The 19,828-nt window shown below is 35.1% G+C and carries 21 protein-coding genes; 15 read left to right on the top strand and 6 right to left on the bottom strand.

All coding sequences use genetic code 11. The features are described from left to right. Nucleotides 1-165 precede the first annotated feature (165 nt). From OZP11_RS08125 to OZP11_RS08150, 6 genes are all read right to left on the bottom strand, one after another. Nucleotides 166-1,098, bottom strand: a complete 933-nt coding sequence (locus OZP11_RS08125; RefSeq protein ID WP_281234720.1) for a peptidylprolyl isomerase — start codon at nt 1,096-1,098, stop codon at nt 166-168. A 43-nt stretch (nt 1,099-1,141) separates the two neighbouring features. Further along, nucleotides 1,142-2,296: an MFS transporter gene (locus OZP11_RS08130; protein WP_281234721.1), complete on the bottom strand. Its 1,155-nt coding sequence runs from the start codon at nt 2,294-2,296 to the stop codon at nt 1,142-1,144. Nucleotides 2,297-2,438: 142 nt separating this feature from the next. Further along, a complete protein-coding gene (locus OZP11_RS08135; RefSeq protein ID WP_281234722.1) occupies nt 2,439-2,780 on the bottom strand; it encodes a cupin domain-containing protein in 342 nt (113 codons plus the stop codon). Nucleotides 2,781-2,790: 10 nt separating this feature from the next. After that, complete coding sequence (locus OZP11_RS08140) at nt 2,791-3,702, bottom strand: archaemetzincin family Zn-dependent metalloprotease (protein ID WP_281234723.1); 912 nt, start codon at nt 3,700-3,702, stop codon at nt 2,791-2,793. A gap of 12 nt (nt 3,703-3,714) precedes the next feature. Then, nucleotides 3,715-4,584, bottom strand: a complete 870-nt coding sequence (locus tag OZP11_RS08145) for a sugar phosphate isomerase/epimerase family protein (RefSeq protein WP_281234724.1) — start codon at nt 4,582-4,584, stop codon at nt 3,715-3,717. A gap of 25 nt (nt 4,585-4,609) precedes the next feature. Then, nucleotides 4,610-5,149 carry an NADPH-dependent FMN reductase gene (locus tag OZP11_RS08150; RefSeq protein ID WP_281234725.1) on the bottom strand — a complete coding sequence of 180 codons (540 nt, stop codon included), beginning with the start codon at nt 5,147-5,149 and terminating at the stop codon, nt 4,610-4,612. A 114-nt stretch (nt 5,150-5,263) separates the two neighbouring features. Here OZP11_RS08150 and trmD point away from each other — a divergent pair, with 114 nt between their 5' ends. From trmD to uvrB, 15 genes are all read left to right on the top strand, one after another. Continuing rightward, entirely contained in the window at nt 5,264-5,944 is a 681-nt protein-coding gene (gene trmD / locus OZP11_RS08155) for a tRNA (guanosine(37)-N1)-methyltransferase TrmD (protein WP_281234726.1), read from the top strand. Between the two features lie 221 nt (nt 5,945-6,165). Further along, nucleotides 6,166-6,516: a 50S ribosomal protein L19 gene (rplS, locus tag OZP11_RS08160; RefSeq protein ID WP_068843578.1), complete on the top strand. Its 351-nt coding sequence runs from the start codon at nt 6,166-6,168 to the stop codon at nt 6,514-6,516. 284 nt (nt 6,517-6,800) lie between these two features. Continuing rightward, entirely contained in the window at nt 6,801-9,023 is a 2,223-nt protein-coding gene (locus OZP11_RS08165) for an NADP-dependent isocitrate dehydrogenase (RefSeq protein ID WP_281234727.1), read from the top strand. 146 nt (nt 9,024-9,169) lie between these two features. Next, a complete protein-coding gene (locus tag OZP11_RS08170) occupies nt 9,170-11,551 on the top strand; it encodes a TonB-dependent receptor (protein ID WP_281234728.1) in 2,382 nt (793 codons plus the stop codon). Between the two features lie 29 nt (nt 11,552-11,580). Continuing rightward, nucleotides 11,581-12,402, top strand: a complete 822-nt coding sequence (locus OZP11_RS08175) for a DUF4249 domain-containing protein (RefSeq protein ID WP_281234729.1) — start codon at nt 11,581-11,583, stop codon at nt 12,400-12,402. A gap of 9 nt (nt 12,403-12,411) precedes the next feature. After that, nucleotides 12,412-12,894: a GyrI-like domain-containing protein gene (locus OZP11_RS08180; RefSeq protein ID WP_281234730.1), complete on the top strand. Its 483-nt coding sequence runs from the start codon at nt 12,412-12,414 to the stop codon at nt 12,892-12,894. 1 nt (nt 12,895) lies between these two features. Further along, entirely contained in the window at nt 12,896-13,339 is a 444-nt protein-coding gene (locus OZP11_RS08185) for a DinB family protein (protein ID WP_281234731.1), read from the top strand. 100 nt (nt 13,340-13,439) lie between these two features. Next, the gene (locus OZP11_RS08190; protein WP_281234732.1) at nt 13,440-13,895 is read left to right on the top strand and encodes a RidA family protein; all 456 of its coding nucleotides are present in this window, start codon (nt 13,440-13,442) and stop codon (nt 13,893-13,895) included. Nucleotides 13,896-13,961: 66 nt separating this feature from the next. Further along, nucleotides 13,962-14,624, top strand: coding sequence for a thiamine diphosphokinase (locus OZP11_RS08195; RefSeq protein WP_281234733.1), 663 nt, complete (start codon nt 13,962-13,964; stop codon nt 14,622-14,624). Nucleotides 14,625-14,823: 199 nt separating this feature from the next. Continuing rightward, nucleotides 14,824-15,774 (top strand): 23S rRNA (adenine(1618)-N(6))-methyltransferase RlmF, encoded by a 951-nt coding sequence (gene rlmF, locus OZP11_RS08200; RefSeq protein WP_281234734.1) that lies wholly within the window; start codon nt 14,824-14,826, stop codon nt 15,772-15,774. Nucleotides 15,775-15,831: 57 nt separating this feature from the next. Further along, nucleotides 15,832-16,062, top strand: coding sequence for a hypothetical protein (locus OZP11_RS08205; protein ID WP_281234735.1), 231 nt, complete (start codon nt 15,832-15,834; stop codon nt 16,060-16,062). After that, nucleotides 16,047-16,352, top strand: a complete 306-nt coding sequence (locus tag OZP11_RS08210) for a type II toxin-antitoxin system RelE/ParE family toxin (RefSeq protein ID WP_281234736.1) — start codon at nt 16,047-16,049, stop codon at nt 16,350-16,352. Before OZP11_RS08205 ends, OZP11_RS08210 begins: the two co-directional genes overlap by 16 nt. 77 nt (nt 16,353-16,429) lie before the next feature. After that, nucleotides 16,430-16,663 carry a uroporphyrinogen decarboxylase gene (locus OZP11_RS08215; protein ID WP_281234737.1) on the top strand — a complete coding sequence of 78 codons (234 nt, stop codon included), beginning with the start codon at nt 16,430-16,432 and terminating at the stop codon, nt 16,661-16,663. A gap of 85 nt (nt 16,664-16,748) precedes the next feature. Further along, the gene (locus OZP11_RS08220) at nt 16,749-17,717 is read left to right on the top strand and encodes an alpha/beta fold hydrolase (protein WP_281234738.1); all 969 of its coding nucleotides are present in this window, start codon (nt 16,749-16,751) and stop codon (nt 17,715-17,717) included. A gap of 20 nt (nt 17,718-17,737) precedes the next feature. Next, nucleotides 17,738-19,729, top strand: a complete 1,992-nt coding sequence (gene uvrB / locus OZP11_RS08225; protein WP_281234739.1) for an excinuclease ABC subunit UvrB — start codon at nt 17,738-17,740, stop codon at nt 19,727-19,729. Nucleotides 19,730-19,828: the final 99 nt, after the last annotated feature.

The following is a 19,828-nucleotide window of genomic DNA, read 5'->3' on the forward strand; positions in this document are numbered from 1 at the left end:
ACGGCGTTTCTACTTGCGATTGTCTTGTACCACATGCTGCAAGAAATACTAGTGTAACTGATGAAATTATAGTTCTCCTCATTTCTTTTATAAGTAAAAAAATCCCATTCGGTCGCCGAATGGGATTATTATTTAAAAACAACTTTTAAATTGTTTTGTAAATTCTTATTTCACGTCCATTAATTCAACGTCAAAAATCAAAGTTGCATTTGGCGGAATAACTCCTCCTGCACCTGATGGTCCGTAAGCTAAATCAGAAGGAATAACAAAACGAGCTTTGTCTCCTACTTGTAATAAAGCGATACCTTCGTCCCATCCTTCAATAACCTGTCCAATTCCTAATTTAAATTCGATTGGTTTTTTACGCGGGTAAGATGAATCAAAAACTTTTCCATTTTCTAAAGATCCTTCGTAGTGAACAGAAACTGTTTTTCCTGCTTCAGCTCTTTTTCCTTCTCCTTTTTGAATCATTTTGTAACGTAAACCGCTTTCAGTTTTATCAAAACCAGCTGCCAATTGTTCCATTTTAGCTTCAGATTCTGCTTTTAAAGCTGCTTCTCTTTTTAAACGAGCACCTTTTAAACCAACGAATGCTTCAATTGCATTCCATTTTTGAGCTTCTTCTCCCTCTCTGATAATTTCTACAGATTCAAGAGCATCACCCTGAGCCACTGCATCAACAATATCCTGTCCTTCTACAACGTATCCAAAAACACTGTGTTTTCCGTCTAACCAAGGAGTTGGTACGTGTGTAATGAAAAACTGAGAACCATTGCTTCCAGGTCCTGAGTTTGCCATAGATAAAACTCCCGGACGATCGTGTTTTAAACTTGGGTGAAATTCATCATCAAATTTATAACCCGGATCTCCTGTTCCAGTTCCTTTTGGACATCCTCCCTGAATCATGAAATCAGCAATTACTCTGTGAAAAGTTAAACCATCATAGAATTTTTGTCCCTGAGGTTTTACCTTATTTTCCATATTTCCTTCTGCAAGAGCCACAAAGTTTCCTACAGTTCCAGGTGTTAAATCGTGTGTAAGTTTTACTAAAATCGAACCTTTACTAGTATTGAATTTAGCGTATATTCCGTTTTCCATTGTTGTTATTTTTAATTCGAAAGCAAATTTACAAATTAATTTTTTAATCGTTTTGTGCTTTCCTTTTTTTAGATTTTGATTTATAAGTAAGTCCGTAAACCATTAATGATACTAAAGATAAAACCACACAGCCGATAGTGACAGCGTGCCATCCGCCCAGTTTCCAAAGCAATAATCCGTATGCAGATCCTGCAGCCGTTCCTAAAAAGCTGAACGACATAAAAACGGTATTCAATCGGTTTCTGGCTTCGGGTAATAATGAATAAACTCGGGTTTGATTTGAAATATGAACACCCTGAATCCCAATATCAATAAATACAATTCCAACAGCAACTCCAATGACACTTTCTATTGAAAAATAAAAGACCAAAAAGCTTATTAATATCAACAAACAACCATACCCAACTGCAATTCTGGAATTTCCTTTATCACCAATTTTGCCCACCAAAGGAGCTGCCAAAGCTCCCGAAGCTCCAACAATCCCAAATAAACCAATCGTGGCGCTGTTGAAGTTAAAAGGTTCGCCTGAAAGCAGTAATACCATTGTAGTCCAGAAAGCTCCAAATTGTGCAAAACTGAAAACGTTTATTGCGGTTGCTTCTCTTAAAACAGGCTGTGTTTTAATAAGTGTAAACAAAGACTGAATTAACTGACCGTACGTTCCTTTAAACTGAGGTTTATTGACAGGGAATTTACTTTGAATGACAAAAAAGATCAGCAGACAAATTCCGGCTGCGATATAAAACATCGATCTCCAGCCTAAAACTTCTCCAATAAAACCGCTTAAAGTTCTGGAAAGTAAAATTCCAACCAGAAGACCGCTCATAATGGTTCCAACGACTTTTCCACGCTGTTCCTGAGCACTCAATGAGGCTGCGAGAGGCAGAATAAGCTGGGGTACAATCGAAGTGATTCCAATAAGCAATGAAGCAATTTGTAAAATAAGAAAACTTCTGGCCGTCGCTGCAATCAATAATGCAATTACAGAGGCAAAAGTGGTCATTAAAATCTGCCTTTTACGTTCTATTTTATCACCAAGCGGCACCATAAAAAACAATCCCACAGCATAACCTGCCTGTGTTAAGTAGGTTATTGTTCCGGCATTGGCTTCAGGAATTTTAAATTCGTTGGCAATTAAAACAATCAAAGGCTGGCAGTAATATAAGTTTGCAACTATAAGACCAGTGCAGACTGCCATAAAAAGTACATTCGTTTTAGATAAATTCATGCTGCAAAAATACCAATCTAATTCTTATTGAAACTTTAAAAAATATATAATTTTAAAAAACCAGCATTTGATTCTCACCGTTCTAAAGACAATTTTATTGATTTTAAATCCTTTATGATTTCAAAAAATCCTCTCTCATTGGACTGAAAACATCAGTAAGCATTCCGGTTTCCAGACACACTACTCCATGAACTGCGTGCGGCGGAATGTAGAAACTATCACCTTCTTTTAAAGTCTGTGTTACACCGCTTATAGTTACATCAAACTTACCACCTGCCACATATGTAACCTGTGAATGGTAGTGATCGTGCAAAACACCGATTGCTCCTTTTTCAAAATGCACATTTACGAGCATTACTCTTTCATCGTAAGCCAGGATTTTACGTTTGATTCCTTCTCCTGCTGCTTCCCATTCTATTTCGTCTCCTTTTATAAACTCTTTACTTGTTTTCATTTCTTATTTCTTATTTATTTTTAATCTTTTCCAGATCCTTTTGCATTAATTCTAAATCTTCGACAAGATTGTTTTCTTTAAAATATTTTTCCAGGTCTTTCAGTCTTTTTACATTGTCATAATTAAATCCTGATTGTAATTTTAGCTGGCAGAGCGAACATAATCTTATCGAATGCATATCGGTTTCTGCAATACTGTTTGTTCCGTTCATCACACAATTTGCTTCAATACAATGACGAAGCCCAAACATATGTCCAATTTCATGCGAACATATTTTCAATAATCTTTCCAGACATACACTAAAATCTGCTCCTTCCAGATTTTCATCATGAAGTCTGTAGATTGAACTTACCGCAATTTTATCTCTGTAAGAAGCCAGTCCAAAGACAAAATTCCATTCTGGTTTTGGGTACAAATCTTTTTCTGTTATAGCCATTAAAGCGATTCCTTTATGTGGTTTTTCCTTTTTTAAAACACTGTCTAAAATATAACCTGCCAGAAATTGTTCCTGTCCCATATCTCCTATTCGTCTGGCTTGTTTTGGAACCACATCATTCGAAACTGTACTTAAAACTTTAGTTTCCAACTGAAAAAATATTTCTAAATACTGACGAATCAATTCAATCTGCTTCGTTTGCAGTGAATTGAATTTCCCCATAGGCTGTAAATAAATAATATTTTCCTCTTTTGTCGGGACAATATGTTTTGTGTTCAGAAATTGCTCAAAACTCTGTCCTTTTTCTTTATGCGAAAAAAGCCAGTCACCATAAGCCGGCTTACCCAATTTGACGTCATTCACCTTAATATCTGTAAAATAAGGAGCTGGAGGCGGTGCCTGAATGTGGTTTGTTTTTGTTTTTTCTTCTTTATTAGACTGGCAGGAACACAAAATCACACATAATAAAAAAAAGAGTTTCTTCATAAATTACTAATATCAGATTACGTTTTTGGATATAAATTCACAACTCTTTTTAATCGATTCAAAAGAACTAAATTCAAAATTATTTTCCTGTTCCACAAAAAAATGAATCATTCCTGATTGCTTTGCTTCTTTAAAAAATGGTTTAAAATCAATTGTACCGGAACCAACTTCTGTATTCAAATTTTGGTTTTCTTTATCCCTGTCTTTTACATGCCACATTTTAAAACGTCCCGGATTTTCATTAAACAATTTTAAAGGATCATTTCCTGAATAGACTACCCAGTATAAATCCAATTCGAAGTAAACTTCTTTATCGGTTTCATTTAATAAAATATCGTAACCCGTTACGCCATTGTATTTTTGAAATTCAAAATCATGATTGTGATAGGCCAGTTTTAGTCCGGCATCTTTACACCTTTTTAAAGCCTCATTTAAACGGGATGCGATTTTTTTATAATCTTCACTATTTCGTCTAAAAGGTTCATCAATCCAAGGTACGGTAAGAAATTCGCTTTTCAGAGTTTTTGCCGCTTCAATTGAAGCAATTAATTCTGATGTGTTTCCATCGTATAAAAAACTGCCCAAATTATAATGTCCGCTTACAGCTTTTAAATGATTATCATCGAGGATTTCTTTTAATTCTTCGGGAGATAATCCCCAAAAACGGTCTTTTATAGAAAACCCGTATGTTTCTACAGTTGTAAATCCTGCTTTCGCCACTTTTTCTAAAACCCCTTTTACATCTTTAGGAAGCTCATCTCGAAGGGTGTATAATTGTAAACCAATTTCTTTTCTATTCATAGTAAATGCAAATGAAGGTAAAGCCAAAACAGCTGTTGCAGCGAGACTTGTATTTATAATAAAATTTCTTCGTGTAATCATTTTACGCTAAATTCAGAAATTAAATCTAATCTAAAAATTGGTTCTCAAAATTTTTTATAAAGTTTTGAAGTGCCTCTTCGGTTTCTTCATTTGTAATTTTACCTTCTCCATCAATTTTTCCACGAATACCCTGAATTAAAAGCTGTGTTTCATTATCAAACCCGGCTTCAAGTGTTTTCATAATCAGCATAAGCTGTTCATGTCCCTTTTCTCCTGATGCCGATGCTGTAATCAAACCCGTTTTTTTATTAGCAAAAATGGTTGTAGACACACACCATTCTAAAGCATTCTTTAAACTTCCGGGGAGACTAAAAACATATTCGGGAGTACAAATTATAACACCGTCAGCTTTAGAAATCAGATCTCTGAAAACGGTAATTTCTTTTGGCGGATTCTCTATATCCAAATCGGGATTAAAATGCGGTAATTGATCCAGACCTTCAAATATTTCGACTTCAAAATTCTGCTTTATATTCTCTGAAATATATTTTAGAATTTTAAAATTACTCGAATTTTTTCTTGTACTGCCTGTTATGGCTGCAATTTTTGTTTTTTGGGAGGACATCTATTCTTTTTTATTTAAAATTATTAATTTAATTCAGAAAACAGCAATTTTAAAAACACTAAAATTCTCAAATATTTACTTTGTATCTTTGCACTTCAAAACCTGAATAAAAAAATGCGAATTGACATTATAACGATTTTACCTGAATTATTGAGAAGCCCGTTTGAGGCATCGATTATGAAACGTGCAATTGATAAAGGTTTAGTCGAAGTACATTTTCATAATTTACGCGACTATACCACTAATAAACAAAAAAGTGTCGACGATTATCAATTTGGCGGCGGTGCCGGAATGGTTATGATGGTACAGCCTATTGACGATTGTATTACGCATTTAAAAAGTCAGAGGGATTACGATGAAATCATTTATATGTCGCCTGACGGAGAGACTTTAAACCAGAAAATGGCAAATAAAATGTCGATGTATGAAAACATTATTATTTTATGCGGTCATTATAAAGGTGTAGACCAGCGTGTGAGGGATCATTTTATTACCAAAGAAATCTCAATTGGAGATTATGTTTTATCCGGAGGAGAATTAGGAGCTTTGGTTTTATCTGATGCTTTGATTCGATTGATTCCGGGGGTTTTAAGTGATGAAACCTCGGCTTTGACTGATAGTTTTCAGGATAATTTACTTTCTGGACCTATATATACAAGGCCTGCGGATTATAAAGGATGGAAAGTTCCGGAAGTTTTAACCAGCGGACACGCCGCAAAAATCGAAAAATGGCGCGAAGATGCCGCATACGAACATACTAAAAACAGACGCCCGGATTTACTGGAAGGAAACTAAAGTTGTTTCAGGTTTAAAGTTTTATTTGTTTCAAGTTCTAAAAGCAAAACCTGAAACCTGAAACAAAAACAACCATAACTGCCATTTTATCAACAACTTAAAAAATTTACAATTTATAATTCATAATTTATAATTATTTTTTACATTTGCACCCGAATTAGACCAACCTCTGGCGAGATCCGTGAATGTTGCTCTATCTAAACAATAATATAAAAATTATCATGGCAGATTTATTAAAGTTCGTTCAAAACGAATTCGTTGCTAAAAAAGATTTCCCTGAATTTGGAGCTGGAGACACAATCACAGTTTTCTACGAAATTAAAGAGGGTGAAAAAACAAGAACTCAGTTTTTTAAAGGAGTTGTTATTCAAAGAAGAGGTTCTGGTAACACAGAAACTTTCACGATTCGTAAAATGTCTGGAGCTATTGGAGTTGAGCGTATCTTCCCGGTAAACTTACCAGCTTTACAAAAAATCGAAGTTAACAAAAAAGGTGCAGTTCGCAGAGCTAGAATTTTCTACTTCAGAGAACTTACTGGTAAAAAAGCTAAGATTAAAGATAAAAGAAGATAATCATTTATCAAATTGTTATAAAAAACTCGTTTTAATCCAATTGAAACGAGTTTTTTTTATGCCTTAAGGTCAATGAATATAAATACTGCAATTTTTTAATATCTAATTCATCGATTTGATAATTTAAGGAGCCCGAAATAACAATCTCGTAATTCATACCCTCCAAATCAAAACTACACCGATTTCGGAAGGTTTTTTATTATATTTGCTCCGCTCATTTTTTGAGCCGACCATACTTTACAAATCGTCATTTTATGACGACACGCTTATAAAAAAAAAAAAAAATGACACAGAATTCAAAAATCTTTTACACCTTAACAGATGAGGCGCCTCTATTAGCGACCTACTCTTTACTACCTATTGTTCAAGCTTTTACTTCTACAGCAGGTATTGCTATCGAAACAAGAGACATCTCTTTAGCAGGAAGAATTTTATCTAATTTCCCTGAGTCTTTAACAGATGCTCAAAAAACAGGTGATGCCCTTGCTGAACTTGGTCAGTTAGCTACACAGCCGGAAGCTAACATTATCAAATTACCAAACATTTCTGCATCTGTACCTCAATTAAAAGCAGCTATTGCTGAGTTACAGTCTCACGGATACAATGTGCCTAATTTTCCTGAAGATCCGCAAAATGACGCTGAAAAGGAAATTAAAGCAAAATACGCTAAAGTATTAGGTTCTGCTGTAAACCCTGTTTTACGTGAAGGAAACTCTGATCGTAGAGCTCCAAGAGCCGTTAAAAACTTTGCAAAAGCAAATCCGCACTCAATGGGCGCATGGTCTGCTGACTCAAAAACTAAGGTTGCTTCTATGTCAAACGGCGATTTCTACGGAAGTGAAAAATCACTTACTGTAAATGAAGCAAATGATGTAAAAATTGAATTCGTTGCTAAAGACGGTTCTACAACTGTTTTAAAAGCAAGTACACCATTAAAAGCAGGTGAAATTATTGACAGCTCTGTTTTAAGTGTAAAAAAATTAAAAGCTTTTGCAGCCGATGCAATTGCTGAAGCTAAAGCGGCAGGAGTATTACTTTCTGTACACTTAAAAGCAACTATGATGAAAGTTTCTGACCCAATTATCTTTGGCGCTATCGTTGAAGTATATTTTGCAGATGTTTTCAAAAAATACGAATCTTTATTCGCTGAATTAAATGTTGACACTAAAAATGGTTTAGGCGATATCTACGCTAAAATTGCTGGAAGACCTGAGCAGGCTGAAGTTGAAGCGGCTATTAACCAGGCAATCGAAAACGGACCAGCCCTGGCAATGGTTAATTCTGATAAAGGAATTACAAACTTACACGTTCCTTCTGATGTTATTGTTGATGCTTCTATGCCGGCAATGATCCGTACTTCGGGACAAATGTGGAACAAAGAAGGTAAAGCACAAGATACTATTGCTGTTATCCCGGACAGATCATACTCTGGAGTTTATACAGCTACAATTGATTTCTGTAAAAAACACGGTGCTTTTGATCCAAAAACAATGGGAAGCGTTCCAAACGTTGGATTAATGGCTCAAAAAGCAGAAGAATACGGATCTCATGACAAAACTTTCCAAATGAAAGCTGACGGTGTTGTTCGTGTTGTGGATACAAACGGAAATGTTTTAATGGAACAAAACGTTGAAACAAACGATATTTTCAGAATGTGTCAGGCAAAAGACGCTCCAATTCAGGACTGGGTTAAACTGGCTGTAAACAGAGCTCGTTTATCAAACACTCCTGCTGTTTTCTGGTTAGACGAAAACAGAGCACACGACAGAGAATTAATCGTAAAAGTTCAAAAATACCTTAAAGATTACGATACTGCAAACTTAGATATCCGCATTTTAAACCCAATTGCTGCAACTGAATTTACTTTAGACAGAATTATCAAAGGTTTAGACACTATCTCTGTTACAGGAAACGTTTTACGTGACTACTTAACAGATTTATTCCCAATTTTAGAATTAGGAACTTCTGCAAAAATGTTATCTATCGTTCCTTTAATGAACGGCGGTGGATTGTTCGAAACTGGTGCCGGAGGTTCTGCTCCTAAACACGTTGAACAATTTACAGAAGAAGGATATTTACGTTGGGATTCATTAGGAGAATTTTTAGCTCTTGGTGCTTCATTAGAGCACTTAGGACAAACTTTAGACAATTCTAAAGCTATTGTTTTAGCTGAAACTCTTGACGAGGCTAACGACAAATTCCTTGCAAACGATAAATCTCCTGCTCGTAAAGTAGGTCAGATTGACAACCGTGGTTCTCACTTTTATTTAGCATTCTACTGGGCTCAGGCTTTGGCAGCTCAAAATAAAGATGCTGAATTAAAAGCGATCTTCACTCCAATTGCTGCTGAATTTGAAGCTAATGAAGCTAAAATCGACGCAGAATTAATTGGAGCACAAGGAAAAGCTCAGAACATTGGCGGTTACTATCAGCCTACTCCGGAATTAGTAAGCAAAGCAATGCGTCCTAGCGAAACATTTAACGCTATTATTTCAAAAATTAAATAATTCAGAAATACGTTTTAAGCGTATTTTTATCCTATAAAAGGACAACTCTAAAGGTTGTCCTTTTTTTATTCTTAACTAATGTTTAACAAAACTTCTGCCGTGATATTTAGTGAGAATCGTTATCTATGTATATCAAAACCAGTACAATGATTACAAAAAAAATTAGTGTTTTTATAATTATTATCCTCACGGCTTTTACTTCTTACTCTCAGGAAAAATTTACCTTAAGCGGTACTATAAAAGATTCAAAAAATAATGAAACACTAATTGGCGTTACTATCTATTTCCCGGCCTTAAAAATCGGAACCATCACAAACGAATACGGATTTTACTCCGTGACCGTTCCGCGGGGCGAGCATCAAATCGAAATCAGTTACATAGGCTATCAATCAATTGAACAAACTATTGTTTTAAACAAGAATACTAAAACTATTTTTTTACTAAACGAAAGCGGTGAAGAGCTTCAGGAAGTCATCATAACCGAAAACAAAGGCAAAATCAACATCAAATCGCCAGAAATGAGCGTTAACAAACTCTCTATTTCGGCTATAAAAAAAATGCCGGTTGTTTTAGGAGAAGTTGATGTACTAAAATCTATTTTACTGCTCCCGGGAGTCACCAATGTCGGAGAAGGCGCTTCAGGATTTAATGTTCGGGGCGGCGGTGCAGATCAGAATTTGATTTTACTGGATGAAGCAACGATTTTCAATTCTTCTCACGTATTTGGGTTCTTCTCTGTTTTTAATCCCGATGCCATAAAGGATTTAAAATTATATAAAGGTGGTATTCCTGCACGGTTTGGCGGACGGGCTTCTTCTGTTTTAGAAATATATCAGAAAGACGGAAACAGCAAAAATTTCCATATAAATGGCGGTATCGGTTTGATTTCCAGCCGGCTTCTTCTGGAAGGTCCTATTGTAAAAGACAAAGGTTCTTTTTTAATTGGAGGACGAACTTCTTATGCTCATTTATTCCTGAAACTTTCGGAAGACAATAAAGATAATGCTGCTTATTTTTATGACCTGAACACCAAATTAAGCTATAAATTAAACGACAACAACAGTTTATATTTATCCGGATATTTTGGACGTGATGTTTTCAGTCTTAATAAAAGCTTCACTAACATTTACGGCAATTCAACTTTAAATCTCCGCTGGAATCATTTATATTCCAGTAAATTATTTTCAAATTTATCTTTAATTTACAGTGATTACTATTACGGATTAGATCTTGATTATGTTGGTTTTAAATGGGATTCGGGAATCAAAAATTACAATTTGAAATACGATTTCAAAAATTACATTTCAGAAAAATTCAAATTGAATTACGGTCTTAACGGAATTTATTATGATTTTAATCCCGGAACGATAAAACCGAGCAGCAAAATATCCGGAATCAACCCCGAACAGCTAGACAAAAAATATGCTTTTGAGCAATCAATATATCTGGATGCCGAAAATCAGATTTCAAAAAAAATCACATTGGCTTACGGGCTTCGTTACAGTTTGTTTTATCGTTTAGGTGCTTCAACCGTTAATTATTACGAAAACAACAATCCCGTTGTTTTTGATCCTAATACAGAGATTTATGAAAAAGGAGAACCGGTTTCTACTAAATATTTCGGCAAAAATCAGGTTATTAAAGATTATAATAATTTAGAACCGCGATTTTCTGTTTCTTATCAGTTAAACGATGATCAGGCCATTAAAGCGAGTTACAATCGTATGGCGCAGTATCTTCAGCTGGTATCTAATACCTCATCCCCTACACCGCTTGACGTATGGATGCCTAGTGATAATTACATCAAACCTCAAATTGCTGATCAGGCAGCATTGGGTTATTTTAGAAATATTAAAGACGGTGAATATTCTCTTGAAACCGAAGCTTTTTACAAAGAAATCCAAAACCGTCTGGATTACATTGACGGAGCCGATTTAATTGCGAACAATGCTATTGAACAGGTAATTCTAAACGGCCAAATGCGTGCGTATGGTTTAGAAATAATGTTCAAAAAAAATACTGGTAAATTCAATGGCTGGATTTCGTATACTTTATCAAAATCAGAACAGCAGACACCCGGAAGAACGCCGGAAGAAACCGGAATCAATAACGGAAAATGGTACAGCTCTCCTTACGATAAAACCCATAATTTAGCGATTACTTCTGCATACAATTTAAACGAAAAATGGTCTTTTGGCGCTAACTTCGCTTTGCAGTCAGGACAGCCCGTTTCGTATCCAAATTCACAATATGAATATCTGGGAATCACGGTTCCGAGTTATGGTTTAAGAAACAAAAACCGTCTTCCTGCTTATCATCATCTGGATATTTCGGCAACACTGACACCTTCAAAAAACAAAGGCCGAAACTGGAAAGGCGAATGGGTTTTCAGTATTTACAATTTATACAACCGCAGTAATGCCGCGTCTATTAATTTCAGACAAAATACAGATACCGGTGTAAACGAAGCCGTTCAGTTATCTATATTTGGCATTGTTCCGGCCGTCAGCTATAATTTCAAATTTTAAGAATGCGTTTTTAATACACCAGTTATATCATGAAAAAAGCAATCACATTTTTTGTCTTATTTGTCTCGGTTTTCATTACAAGCTGCGAAGAAGTTGTAGATGTCGATCTGGATACAGCGCCTCCAAAATTAGTTATAGAAGCTTCTATAAACTGGGAAAAAGGCACAACAGGAAAACAGCAGACCGTAAAATTAAGTACAACCACAGGCTATTTTGAAAATGTAATTCCAACTGTTTCCGATGCTGTTATTTATATTAAAAACAGTCAGAACGTGCAGTTTAATTTTACCGAAATTCAAAATACAGGCCGTTATGTCTGCAATACATTTGTACCTAAAATTGACGAAACCTATACCCTTACCGTAATAAGCGGCGGTAATACTTATACCGCATCCGAAACTTTAAAACCAGTAGCCCCAATTACCCGAATAGATCAAAACAATGAGGGAGGTTTTACGGGAGAAGATATCGAAATTCGCGCCTATTACAATGATCCGCCCGATATAAACAATTTTTATTTGTACAAATATGTATATTCGAACAAAGTAACTTCAAAATTTTATGTAGATGAAGATAAGTTTTTTCAGGGGAATGAATTTTTCAGCGTTTCAGATGATGATGAACTAAAACCCGGAGATGTAATTGAAATTACTCATTTCGGAATTTCCAAACAATATTATAATTACATGAATATACTGGTAAGCATAGCAGGAACCAATGTTGGCGGTCCTTTTCAATCACCGCCCGCGACAGTAAAAGGAAATATTATTAATACGACTGAAAAAGCCAATTATCCGCTGGGGTATTTTTCGCTGAGTGAATGTCAGACAAAAAAATTCACAATTGAATAAATTAAAAATATGGAAGCAAGAATAGAAACTTCAGCCGAAAAAAAGTTGCTCGGCAGGCACATCGATATGTCTTTTATAGAAAATAAAACCTTTGAATTGTGGAGCGGTTTTATGCCTCACCGCAAAAACATTAAAAATACGGTAAACGAAAATTTATACTCTCTTGAAGTTTTTCCAAATCATCATTTTGATAATTTTGATCCCGGCAAAACCTTTCAAAAATGGGCTGCTGTAGAAGTTAAAAATTACGATGAAATTCCGTCCGATATGGAAACCTTAATCGTTCCGGATGGTTTGTATGCTGTTTTTGTACATTATGGTCCTGCATCAAACGCACATACAACGTATCATTCTATTTTTACCGAATGGCTCCCGAAATCTGAATACACGGTAGACGACCGCCCACATTTTGCTGTAATGGATCATAAATATAAAAAAGACGATCCTGATTCTGAAGAAGAAATCTGGATTCCAATAAAAAACAGAAATTAAGATGGTAATTGAATCTTTAAAAACTCTTTTTAACAGAGATTTAGAAAAACTAAAAGTCGAAATAGAATCCTATCAAAACGAAGAAGCCATCTGGGCAATTGATAAAAATATAGCAAATTCAGCAGGCAATTTGTGTCTGCATTTGATGGGAAATCTGAATACTTATATTGGAGCTCAGCTTGGAAATACCGGATATATCCGAAATCGTCCGCTGGAATTTTCTTCAAAGGATATTCCGAAAACAGAATTAATAGTCAAAATTGAAAATACTATTATTGTTGTAAATAAAGTTCTGGACTCTCTGACTGAAACCGAACTAGAAAGCATTTATCCTGAAATTGTTTTTGAAAAAGAAATGACAACCGGATTCTTTTTAATTCACCTTTCAACACATTTAGCGTATCATTTAGGGCAGATTAATTATCACAGAAGACTTCTTGATTAATCTAAATCTAATTTTCGTTAAAATTATAAATCTCAACATATGTAAATGTTTAAAAATTAGAATTGAGAAACCTTTGCATCTTAATTCTAATTTTTAAAACATGAAACTTTTACTTCTCTCTGTATTGTGTATTTGTACATTCCACGCAAAAGCGCAAACTTTCAAAAATCCCGAGTCTTTATTCAATCCTGCTCCGTATGGCTTCAGCCATGCATCTTCTGTAAAAACATCTGGAGAACTGGTATATATTTCAGGTCAGAGCGGCGGTTTAGGCAAAGAACATATTTTGAGCCCCGATTTTAGAGAACAAGTTCAGACTGCTTTGCAAAACCTTACAACGGTTCTAAACAGTTATAATTTGAAGCCGGAAAATGTAATGAAAATTACGATTCTGATTGTAGACCATTCTTCTGAAAAACTAAAAATATGGGAAGAAGAAATTAGCAAAATCTGGAAAAACAAACCATTTCCTGCCAGCACATTGATTCCTGTACCAAGATTAGCACTCGACAAAATGCAGATAGAAGTTGATGCTGTCGCTTTCAAAGCCAATTAAAATAATAGTTCTCCGGTCAAAGCCCATAACTTTCGTACATTTGCACCACATTTTAAATAAACACAAATGTCTTCACACCATATCGTACGCGACGACCAGGAACCTGCCTTAATTATTGCAAACGGAGCGGCCTGTAACCCTGAATTATTAGGTCAATTACTAGAATGGTCTCCATTGGTAATTGTACTCGATTCAGCTATAGAAAGGGTTATGGAATTAGGAATAAAAGTCGATGTGCTTTTGGGTGATTTCGACAGGGGCTTTGATCCTGAATTTTACAAAACTTCTCAATATCCAATTGAAATTGTTCACACACCAGATCAGAACAAAACAGATCTTGAGAAAGCTTTTGATTACTTAATCGAAAGAAAAATACCTGCCGTAAACGTAGTTTGGGCAACCGGAAAACGCGCCGATCATACGATTACAAACCTGACACAAATTGTTCGTTATCGCGATTTATTAAAAATTGTGATTCTCGACGATCATTCGAAAATTTTTCTTTTACCAACAAAATTCGAAAAGTGGTATACAGCAAAAACGCCTATTTCGCTTATCCCGATTGGTATTGTAAACGGAATCTCTTCGGAAAATCTGAAATATGAGTTACATGACGATACACTGACAATGGGATACAGAACCGGAAGCAGTAATTCTGTTGAAAAAGACGGTCTTGTAACCATCACACATCGTGAAGGCGATCTTCTTTTAATGGAATGTTTTGATTAAAAAAATCCCAACAGAACGATATATTTATAGTTTTTAAATTTGAAAGATTTAAAGCTCTAGAGAGGTAACGCAAATTGTCATTTCACTTCTACGCAGCTTCTTTTCTTTGGTTAAATTAATAAGCTATAAATATGAAGCTTCTCTGCTGCTTTTTCTAAACAAAAATTGAATCCTTATCTTTGCTTCGAAATCAATGAAAATGAAAGCAAACGACAATTCCGAAAAAAGCAATTTACACCCCAGAAATCTTCATCGTACGCGATACGATTTTGAAAAACTCATTTCAAATTGTCCGGAACTCAAAGACTTTGTTTCCATAAACAAACACGCAATCGAAACTGTTGATTTTAGTGATCCGCTTGCCGTAAAGACTTTAAACAAAGCCTTGCTTCAAACGTATTATGACATTCAAAACTGGGATATTCCTAAAAATTATCTGTGTCCCCCAATTCCAGGACGTGCTGATTATATTCATTATATCGCTGATTTATTAACCGAGAGCAATAACAACCAGATTCCGCGAGGTTCATCTGTTTTAGGTTTAGATATTGGAACAGGCGCAAACTGTATCTATCCGATATTAGGAAATTCGATTTATGACTGGAGTTTTGTTGCAACAGATATTGACAAAAAAGCAATAGAAAACTGCAGTAAAATTATCGAAGGTAATCCCAAATTAATAGACGCCATCAGTTTACAGCAGCAAACAGAACAGCGGTTTATCTTCAAAAATATTATTATCCCCGAAGACCGTTTTACCTTTACGATGTGTAATCCGCCTTTTCATGCTTCTGCCGAAGAAGCGAACAAAAGCGCTTCAAGAAAAGTTTCAAATTTAAATCCAAAGGACAAAAGAAACACCAATCCTGTTTTAAACTTTGGCGGTAGAAATGCAGAGTTGTGGTGCGATGGCGGCGAAATTGGATTTATAACCCAAATGATTTACGAAAGTGCCAAATATGCTTCTCAGTGTTTATGGTTCACTACTTTAGTATCTAAAAAAGAAAATCTTCCATCGATTTATAAAACTTTAAAAAAAGTAAACGCTGTTTCTGTTAAAACCATCGATATGGCACAGGGACAAAAAAACAGCCGAATCATAGCTTGGAGTTTTTTAAGTGAAGCTGAACAAAAATCTTGGAAATTTTAAGATTTCTTAGTATTCTCTATAAATTTTGTTTCGTAACTTCGATGAAATTATTCTATTATGAACACGCTTCAACTTAAAAATATTTTGATTTCTGAAATCGAAAAAATTGATGATGACACTTTTTTGGCAGCATTAAAAACCATATTAGATAGTCGAAAAACCCCCTCTAAAAACTATTCTGAAGAGTACAATAATGATTTAAAAGTTGCCGAAGAAGATATTCAAAGCGGTAATTTTTATTCTCATGATGAAGTTAAGAATAAGATAGAGGAATGGAAAAAGAAGTAATCTGGTCAAAAACAGCTTTAAATCAACTCGAAAAAATCTACTTTCATATACTTAAAGAATCAAAAAGCAGAAATGTAACAAACAAGGTCATTGATACTATTTATAATTCAGCAGCTATTTTACAATCAAGTTCGGAAATTTATGAATTGGATGAGATGAAGATCGATAATAATGGTAATTATCGTGCCTACGAAATTTACAGCTACAGAATATCTTATAAAACAACTCAAAAAGAAATTCACATTTTAAGGGTTAGACATACCAGCCGAAATCCTAAAAAATTGAAGTAATGTAAACACAACAAAATCAAACTTTGATTTTACAATTTACTTTTCCTACATTTATAAAAAGTATTAATATCAAAATTATGGCAGAATATATAGGTTATCTCGCGTCTGTTTTTATTGTAGGTGGTTTTTTGTTGAAAAATCTCAGAGCAATCCGTTTCATTAATATGTTTGGATGTATCTGTTTTGTAATCTATGGGATTTTTCTAAACGATTACAGAGACTTAAACCAATGGCTTTTACCCGTAATTATTCCAAATGCAATTTTAGCCTTGGTTCAGGTATATTATTTGTCCAAAAAGAATGAATCTTAAAATTATGATACTTTAAAATAAAATTCTGATACGTTTTCCGCTTACGTTAATCGTAACTTTAAGCTGAAAATTGAATTTTATTACTATGTTAAAACTATATTCCAGATTAGCTGTCGTGCTCTTTTTAGTTACAAGCTGTGCTTCTAAAAAAGCAAAATTTGACGACTATGTTTTTAAAACCAAAAACGAAGAGATAAAATATCAAACTGCTTACGATAAATCCCTGAAGCTTTGGAATGTTCCATACACTGAGGAAAATATAAAAACCAGTTTCGGGACTGCGCATGTTATACTTGCAGGTCCAAAAAACGGAAAAGATTTGGTCTTACTGCACGGAATGGACGCCAGCTCAACAATGTGGTATCCTAATATCAAAACTTTAGCAAAAAATCATCGCATTTATGCAATCGATTTTATTATGGAACCTAATAAATCTAATCTAACAGCAAAGCCGCTTTCATCTGAAGAAATAGTGGTTTATTACAATGAAATTTTCGATCATTATAAATTAAAGAAATTCGACATCATTGGAGCTTCACGAGGCGGCTGGATTGCAACATTACTCGCGTCTCAAAAAAACAATTCTATTGATAAAATTGTTTTATTAAGTCCGGCACAAACTTTTAAATTCATCGATAAAGTTGGCAAAACAACCTCAGCGTTAATGCTGAAACTTTTTCCAAGTGAAAAGAAATTCGGAAAAACATTATCGACCTTTTCAACACATCCGGAAAACATAAGTCCGGTTTACAAAAGACAATTCTATCTGGCCAACAAATACGCAAAATCAAATTCGAGCATGTTCAAAATGCATCCGTTTTCAGACAAGGAACTACAGTCGATTCAAAATCCCGTTTTGGTTTTAATTGGCGATAAAGACGTTATAAATTCTGAAGAAAGCCTGGAACGTGCCCAAAAATATTTAGCAAAAAGCAAAACAAAAATTATAAAAGATGCCGGACATTTCCTGACCATCGATCAGCCAAAAATTACAAATGATGCCATCATTAATTTTTTAGAATCGAATTCAAACTTTGTATCTTTACAAAACTAAATTTTTCAGCCCATAAAAACATGAAATTCCAGGTAGCTTCAGAATACAGTCCAAAAGGAGATCAGCCGCAAGCCATTCAAAAACTGGCTCAGGGCGTAGTCGACGGAGATAAATATCAAACTTTATTAGGAGTTACAGGATCCGGAAAAACCTTTACTGTAGCCAATGTAATTCAGGAAGTTCAGCGACCTACTTTGGTTTTGGCCCATAATAAAACACTGGCAGCGCAATTGTATTCAGAGTTCAAGCAGTTTTTCCCTAATAACGCTGTTGAATATTTCGTTTCGTACTACGATTACTATCAGCCCGAAGCTTTTATGCCTGTAACGGGAGTTTTTATTGAGAAAGATTTATCTATCAATGAAGAACTTGAAAAGATGCGTTTAAGTACCACTTCTTCCCTTCTTTCGGGACGACGTGACGTTTTGGTTGTAGCATCTGTTTCGTGTTTGTATGGTATTGGAAATCCTGTTGAATTTCAAAAAAACGTAATTGAAATCAGCCGGGATCAGGTTATTTCAAGAACTAAATTATTACATAGTCTGGTGCAGAGTTTATACGCCAGAACCGAAGCCGATTTTAATCCGGGGACTTTTAGAATTAAAGGCGACACCGTAGAAGTATATCCGAGCTATGCAGATGATGCCTACCGGATTCATTTTTTTGGAGATGAAATTGAGGAAATTGAATCTTTTGACGCCAAAACATCTCAGGTAATTGAAAAGTTTAAAAGACTGACGATTTATCCGGCCAATATGTTTGTGACTTCTCCTGAAGTCCTGCAAGGAGCCATTTGGCAGATTCAGCAGGATTTAGTAAAGCAAGTCGATTATTTCAAAGAAATAGGAAAACATCTCGAAGCCAAACGTCTGGAAGAAAGAACCAATTTTGACTTAGAAATGATTCGGGAACTAGGCTACTGCTCCGGAATTGAGAATTACTCCCGCTACTTAGACGGGCGTGAAGCCGGAACAAGACCTTTCTGCCTGCTGGATTATTTCCCAAGTGATTATTTAATGGTAATCGACGAAAGCCACGTAACCGTTTCGCAGGTTCATGCAATGTACGGAGGTGACCGAAGCCGAAAAGAAAATCTGGTAGAATATGGTTTCCGGTTACCAGCTGCCATGGACAACCGACCTCTGAAATTTGAAGAGTTTGAAGCCATGCAGAATCAGATAATCTACGTTTCTGCAACCCCAGCCGATTACGAATTACAAAAATCGGATGGAATTTATGTCGAGCAGATTATTCGTCCAACCGGATTACTAGACCCAACTATAGAAGTACGCCCAAGTTTAAACCAGATTGATGATTTGATCGAGGAAATTCAGGTTCGATGCGAATTAGACGAAAGGGTTTTGGTTACAACATTAACCAAAAGAATGGCCGAAGAATTAGCCAAATATCTAACTAAAGTTAGTATTCGATGCCGTTATATCCATTCTGATATTGATACTTTAGAACGTATCGAAATCATGCAGGATTTACGAAAAGGACTTTTTGATGTTTTAATTGGAGTTAACTTACTTCGTGAAGGTTTAGATTTACCGGAAGTTTCTCTTGTCGCTATTTTGGATGCTGATAAGGAAGGCTTTTTAAGAAATCACCGTTCGTTAACCCAAACGATAGGACGTGCGGCCCGAAACCTAAATGGTAAAGCAATTATGTATGCCGATAAAATTACCGCCAGTATGCAGAAAACGATTGACGAAACCAACTACAGACGTACCAAACAGATTAATTTTAATGTTGAAAACAACATAACACCTCAGGCTTTAAACAAGAAAATCGAAAGTGTATTTACTAAAAATCCTTTGGTTGAATATGAATTAGGACATACTGTACCAACTGCAGCAGAGCCTGAAACAGCCTATATGTCGAAAGCTGATCTGGAAAAAATGATTCGTGAGAAACGCAAAACAATGGAAAAAGCAGCAAAAGAACTAGACTTTATGCAGGCTGCGAAACTTCGTGATGAAATTAAAAAACTACAGGAACAGCTGCCTTAAACAGATTATTTAAAAAGGATAAATAAGTTTTATTTTTAAGATTTTTTAATGAAATACTTCATTAGAAATCTTAAAATCAGTAGATTTATTAAAATTTTT

Origin of the sequence: Flavobacterium gelatinilyticum (genome assembly GCF_027111295.1) — a bacterium.
Classification (GTDB): Bacteria; Bacteroidota; Bacteroidia; order Flavobacteriales; family Flavobacteriaceae; genus Flavobacterium; species Flavobacterium gelatinilyticum.